Here is a 6,000-nt window from a genome sequence, read left to right as displayed (position 1 = left end):
GCTACCGTTGTGCTTATGGGGATAATTCAGGTTCTTGCCGGCATATTCAAACTTGGCAAATTCATTCGTATGGTTCCCCATCCGGTTATGCTTGGGTTTGTGAACGGCCTGGCGATCGTTATTTTCCTGGCACAGCTCGGCCAGTTTGGAACCAGTGGTGAATCCGGCTGGTTAACCGGAACATTTCTTGAGAACAGTGTCATTGATGTTGCCTGGATGGAAGGTGGTGAGCTTTACCTGATGCTAGGCCTGGTTGCATTAACCATGGCGATTATTCACTTCCTGCCTAAATTGACCTCAGCCATTCCATCATCACTGGCCGCTATTATTGTTATTACGGCTCTGGTGCTTGGCTTTAATCTGGACACTAAAACAGTAGGTGAAGTTGCCGGCATCGCCGGTGGGTTGCCAACATTCAGTATCCCTTCTGTACCTTTTACGTTTGAAACACTGGCTATTATTTTCCCATATTCCCTTATTCTTGCCGCCATCGGCATCATCGAATCCCTCCTTACCCTTCGAATGGTTGATGAAATTACCGAAACACACGGTAGCAGTAACCGCGAATGCGTTGGCCAGGGTGTTGCCAACGTTGTGACCGGATTCTTTGGAGGTATGGGTGGTTGTGCAATGATTGGCCAGAGCATGATTAATGTAAACTCTGGTGGCCGTGGTCGTTTATCCGGTATATCTGCTGCGCTTTTCCTGCTTTCCTTTATTCTATTCGCATCGTCATTGATTGAGATGATCCCTGTCGCAGCACTGGTTGGTGTCATGTTCATCGTTGTCATCGGAACCTTTGAGTGGAGTAGCTTCCGAATCATGAACAAAGTGCCTAAGGGCGATGCTTTTGTACTGGTTCTGGTTTCCGTAGTCACCGTTCTGACCGACCTGGCTGTGGCTGTTATTGTCGGCGTTATTGTTTCAGCACTGATTTTTGCCTGGAAGCATGCAAAGCATATTCAGATCGAAAAGCAGGAAGACCAGGACGGCTCCACTATTTATAAGGTCCATGGCCCACTGTTCTTTGGTTCTACCACACACTTCCTGGAGCAATTTTCGCCAAAAGACGACAACAAAGATGTCATTATCGACTTCCAGAACTCAAGGGTTTGTGATCACTCCGGGCTGGAAGCTATTGATACCCTGGCTGAACGCTATATGAATAGCGGGAAAGCACTGCACCTACGTCATCTCAGCAATGACTGCAGGAAGCTGCTGACAAAGGCGGGCAATCTCGTGGAAGTGAATGTCATCGAAGATCCTAAGTACTTCGTTGCTACCAATGCCTGATTACGATCAATCATGACTTCAAGCCCGGACCTAGCTCCGGGCTTTTTGTAATAGGGTTACCTTTGACCCCATACACTATCTGACCAGACATTAATTGCGAACTATAGTACCAACTGATAAATTAATCCTTTGTGCCAATAATAAGAATATAGAGAGGCGACATAACTATGAAAACCATCGAGCAATGGTTCAGTGAATATGGTGAAAGTCACCAAAATAAAACCAACAAACTGATCCACTGGATCTGTGTACCCTCTATTCTTTTCAGCATTGTCGGTATTGTATGGGCATTCAGCCCTGTTGCCGCCTGGGCACTTATGGCCATCACCATGCTGTTCTATTTCAAGCTATCATTTAAGCTGTCTCTGGCAATGATTGTTGTATTTGCTGTATCGGCTGCACTCTCTCAAGCGCTTGGAGCTTATGTCTTACAAGCCAGCATTGCGATTTTTATCGTCGCCTGGATCTTTCAGTTTATTGGTCACAAGGTAGAAGGGAAAAAGCCGTCTTTCTTTGAGGATCTTCAGTTTCTATTGATTGGACCCTTGTGGTGTCTGGGGTTTCTGTTTCGCAAACTTAAGATTAGCTATTAACACACTCCCCACTTTGCCTGATACTGCAATGTATCAGGCCATATATCCCTCATCAGCTACTTTTCCTTCCAGTACAAACACGGCAGATCACTGCTATAAAAGAGTGTTCAGTTCCCTGAATGCAAGACATCGCATGTCTATATTATCGCTGGACAAAAGCAGTCTTTGGTCAGTAGTAAAAGCAACAAGCAATCAAGCGATTGCTGCTGGATCAGTCAACAAAGAAGATGGCGAAATTCATCTTCACAAAGACCATCAGCTCCCATTCTATTTCAAGGTTGTTACTGGTCTGGCTAACAAGCCCCACTGTGAAAATCTTGATCTGGCTGTCTATAAAACGATCGACCCTTTTATACAAGCCAATGCAGATATTCTGGTTGGCTACCTTGGCACACATCATCAGATTCTCTTATCCCGGTTCAATGTAGTTGAGTACCACTTGGTCATTGCAACTCGGGAATTTGAACAGCAGGGGCAACCATTGTCCCAAGCAGATCTGGCTGCCATGTGGTTACTATTGAGTCAGCAGAGAGGTCTGGCTATTTATAATGGCGGAGTTAATGCCGGTTGCAGCCAACAGCACAAGCATATGCAGTTCATCCCAACGACCGACTTCAAACATATCCTTATTGATGGCTTGATCAATCAGCAGAAAAGCTATTTAACCCCACTGCACATTAAACAATTACCATTCCAGCATCTGATTGTTCAGCTTACAGGGCAGGAATCAATTGAAAAAATAGAGAATATTTATCATTCGATGCTGAATAAGCTGGAACTATATGGAAAAAACTCTCAGGATGTATCTCATAACACACTGTTGAGCAATCAATGGTTACTCATCGTACCAAGGTCAGCAGCCATATTTTCAGATGTTCATATTAACGCTTTCGCGATAGCTGGACTCTTTTTTCTGAAAAATACAGAAGTCATGGAAAACATGATTTCTGCAGGTCCAATCAATATATTGCGCTCTATAACAAAGCCCACTTAAAAAGGGGAGCATCAAACATTCGCGTACTCTTCCCCCTTACCGAGCCAGCGATTAACCAACGGCTCGACACCTTCTGGCGACTGGCGAATTAACTCCTGCGCCGCGGTACGTACAGCCATCAGCAAATCACGATCTCTTTCCAGATCGGCAACCCGAAACTGTGCCAGGCCTGTTTGCCGGGTACCTAAAACTTCACCGGGACCTCTAAGCTCCAGGTCTTTCTCAGCAATCACAAATCCATCGTTTGAGTCTCTCATTACCTGCAGTCGCTCCCGGCTTTGCTGAGATAACGGTGCGTGATACATCAAAAGACAGTGGCTTTCTATATTACCTCGACCAACCCGCCCACGAAGCTGATGTAACTGGGCAAGCCCTAGTCTTTCCGGGTTTTCAATAATCATCAGACTGGAATTGGGCACATCAACACCTACTTCAATCACGGTGGTCGCCACCAGAAGATGAAGATGGCCTTCCTTAAAGGCCTTCATCGCTTCCGCTTTTTCGCTGGCTTTCATCCGGCCATGGACCAGACCTATAGACAACTCTGGCAGTGTTTCTCTCAACTGCTCTGCAGTCACTTCTGCTGCCTGACACTGCAATGCCTCAGACTCTTCAATCAGAGTACATACCCAATAAGCCTGGCGCCCCTCAAGACAAGCCATTTTCAGACGTTTAATAACTTCTTCACGACGATCATCACCAATCACCACCGTATTGATTGGTGTACGCCCGGGAGGTAGCTCATCAATCACAGAAACATCAAGGTCTGAATAGGCACTCATGGCCAATGTTCTGGGAATGGGCGTTGCTGTCATAATCAGCTGATCGGGTAAACCACCATTTTGCTCACCTTTTTTCCTCAGTGCCATTCGTTGATGAACGCCAAACCGATGCTGTTCATCAATAACCGCCATACCCAGCTTATGGAAAATGACATCATCCTGAAAAAGAGCATGCGTTCCAACTACCACCATCGCTTCACCAGACGCTATTTTTTCAAGCACTTCCTGTCGTTTTTTTCCCTTGGTTTTACCTGAAAGAAATACCATTGGGATACCCAGCGGCTTAAGCCAGCTTGAGAAGTTCAACTGATGTTGCTCCGCCAGAATTTCAGTTGGCGCCATAACGGCGGCCTGATAACCATTCTCTACTGCCTGCAGTGCAGCCAGAGCAGCGACCACTGTCTTTCCTGAACCAACATCACCCTGCACAAGACGAAGCATTGGTAGACTAGTAGCCATATCCTTACTGACATCTGCCGCAACACGCTGCTGAGCAGAGGTCAGGGAAAAAGGAAGCTGTTCAAGCATTTTTCGCGTTAGTTGATTTGCGGGTGGCATGGTAAAACCACCGATCGACTGTACCCGTTTCCTGAGCTGCTGAAGACTGAGGTTATGGGCAAGCAGCTCTTCAAAAGCCAAACGTTGCTGAGCAGGATGTCGGCCTTCACTGAGCAGTACTATTGATTCTTCCGGCGGGGGCTTATGCAATAATCGCACGGCTTCCACCAAAGAGTTGAGCCGATATTTCTGCCGAAATTCAGCAGGTAGCAGTTCCTGAAGAGAGCTCTCATCAGCGAGAAATTTCAGTGCTTGTTCACACAGGCTGCGAATTCGTTGTTGTGTCAGACCTTCTGTCGCTGGATAAACAGGTGTTAATGTTTCTTCTATTTCAGCAGGGGCATCTATTTTGATCACCCGATATTCAGGGTGATAAATCTCCAGTCCGGTAGCACCACGGCGAGGCTCGCCAAAACACCGCACTTCAACACCTGGCTTTAATGTGTTTTTCTGAGCGGCGGTAAAATGAAAAAAGCGTAAACTGATCGACCCAGACCCATCACCAATTCGACATAACAGACTGCGACGCTTTCCCATCACGATATCGGATGCCAGAACTTTCCCCTGAATCACAACATCCGTATTGGGTTGTAAAGCACCCATTGGTGTTACTCTGGTTCGATCCTGATAGCGCAGCGGTAAATGAAAAAGCAGATCCTGAATATTGTGAATGCCTATTCTGCCCAATTTGTCAGCAAGGGCATCACCAACGCCTTTTAACGTTGTAACCGAAATATTATTCAATGACCTGTTCATATTCACCGCTACGAATCTCTGATCTGCCTATGGGGTAACAGAACACTGCCTCAGCGCATCGGAAAGCACATCAATCGCTTTTGGTCTAGGAAAGCTGGCCCGCCAGGCTAACGCCACTGTCCGGCTGGGAGAGGGGTAACGGAAAGGCCGGGTACTGAGAATATTAGGAGCATAATGATGATCCACCACCGCTGATTGCGGAAGTACACTGATTCCCATCCCCGAAGCCACCATATGCCGAATGGTCTCCAGCGAGGTTGCCTCAATACCACTGCCATCACTCCCCGCCTCTTTTTTATTCGCCAACATCGGGCAGGCTTCCAGCACCTGATCTCGAAAACAATGACCTTCTCCCAGCAGAAGCAGCTCTTCTTTCACTAAATCAGAAGGGTCAATGTCTTTCTGTTTCTCCCAAGGATGACCTCCAGGCAATAACACTCTGAACGGTTCATCATAAAGCGGCTTGGTTAGAACATCCGGTTCATTAAACGGCAAAGCAATAATAATGGCGTCCAATTCACCCAGACGCAGCTTCCTGCGAAGAACGGCCGTAAAGTTCTCCTCAATATAGAGCGGCATATTGGGAGCAGTCTGTGCCAGTTGCGGGATCAAATGGGGAAAGAGATAGGGGCCAATAGTGTAGATAGCACCGACTCTCAAAGGTGAGCTGAGCTGATCCTGACCCGTTTTTGCAAGTTGCTTGATTGCTGATGCCTCTTCAAGCACTTTCTGCGCCTGACTAACAATCAGTTCGCCCACCGGAGTCACTCGAACCGCATTGCGCGTTCGCTCAAATAGGGCAACCCCCAGCTCATCTTCTAGTTTTTTGACCCCAACACTCAAGGTTGGCTGGCTGACAAAGCACTTACTGGCAGCTCTGCCAAAATGCTGCTCTTGAGCAAGGGTGACAATGTAGCGAAGTTCTGTCAGTGTCATAGTAATTTCAACTGCCGTGATAAACAGGCCTGAAAGACTGGCAAGGATGTTCGTACCATCTATAATACTGTAAATTTATACAGTTATA

Annotated in this window: 5 protein-coding genes (1 of these 5 only partly in view); 3 read left to right on the top strand and 2 right to left on the bottom strand. The window is 46.8% G+C overall.

Annotation, left to right across the window (positions count from 1 at the left end):
- The 3 genes from GV64_RS02285 to GV64_RS02275 all read left to right on the top strand — a co-directional run.
- Positions 1-1,293, top strand: the 3' portion of a protein-coding gene (locus tag GV64_RS02285; protein WP_020582111.1) for a SulP family inorganic anion transporter. Its footprint begins 267 nt before the window's first position; the window shows 1,293 of its 1,560 coding nt (coding positions 268-1,560); the start codon falls outside the window, past its left edge; it ends in the stop codon at positions 1,291-1,293.
- 167 nt (positions 1,294-1,460) lie between these two features.
- Positions 1,461-1,886: an Mpo1 family 2-hydroxy fatty acid dioxygenase gene (locus GV64_RS02280; RefSeq protein WP_020582112.1), complete on the top strand. Its 426-nt coding sequence runs from the start codon at positions 1,461-1,463 to the stop codon at positions 1,884-1,886.
- 133 nt (positions 1,887-2,019) lie between these two features.
- The gene (locus GV64_RS02275; RefSeq protein WP_157236981.1) at positions 2,020-2,880 is read left to right on the top strand and encodes an ATP adenylyltransferase family protein; all 861 of its coding nucleotides are present in this window, start codon (positions 2,020-2,022) and stop codon (positions 2,878-2,880) included.
- Between the two features lie 11 nt (positions 2,881-2,891).
- Here the strand turns inward: GV64_RS02275 and recG are convergent, their stop codons facing one another.
- Both recG and GV64_RS02265 read right to left on the bottom strand, forming a co-directional pair.
- The gene (recG, locus tag GV64_RS02270; protein WP_020582114.1) at positions 2,892-4,976 is read right to left on the bottom strand and encodes an ATP-dependent DNA helicase RecG; all 2,085 of its coding nucleotides are present in this window, start codon (positions 4,974-4,976) and stop codon (positions 2,892-2,894) included.
- A 27-nt stretch (positions 4,977-5,003) separates the two neighbouring features.
- On the bottom strand, positions 5,004-5,912 hold the full coding sequence (locus tag GV64_RS02265) for a hydrogen peroxide-inducible genes activator (protein ID WP_020582115.1): 909 nt from the start codon (positions 5,910-5,912) through the stop codon (positions 5,004-5,006).
- Between the last annotated feature and the right edge of the window lie 88 nt (positions 5,913-6,000).

The sequence above is a fragment of the Endozoicomonas elysicola genome, assembly GCF_000710775.1.
Taxonomy (GTDB): domain Bacteria; phylum Pseudomonadota; class Gammaproteobacteria; order Pseudomonadales; family Endozoicomonadaceae; genus Endozoicomonas; species Endozoicomonas elysicola.
The sequence above is the reverse complement of the archived record's forward strand: the minus strand, read 5'-3'. Positions and strand labels throughout refer to the sequence as shown.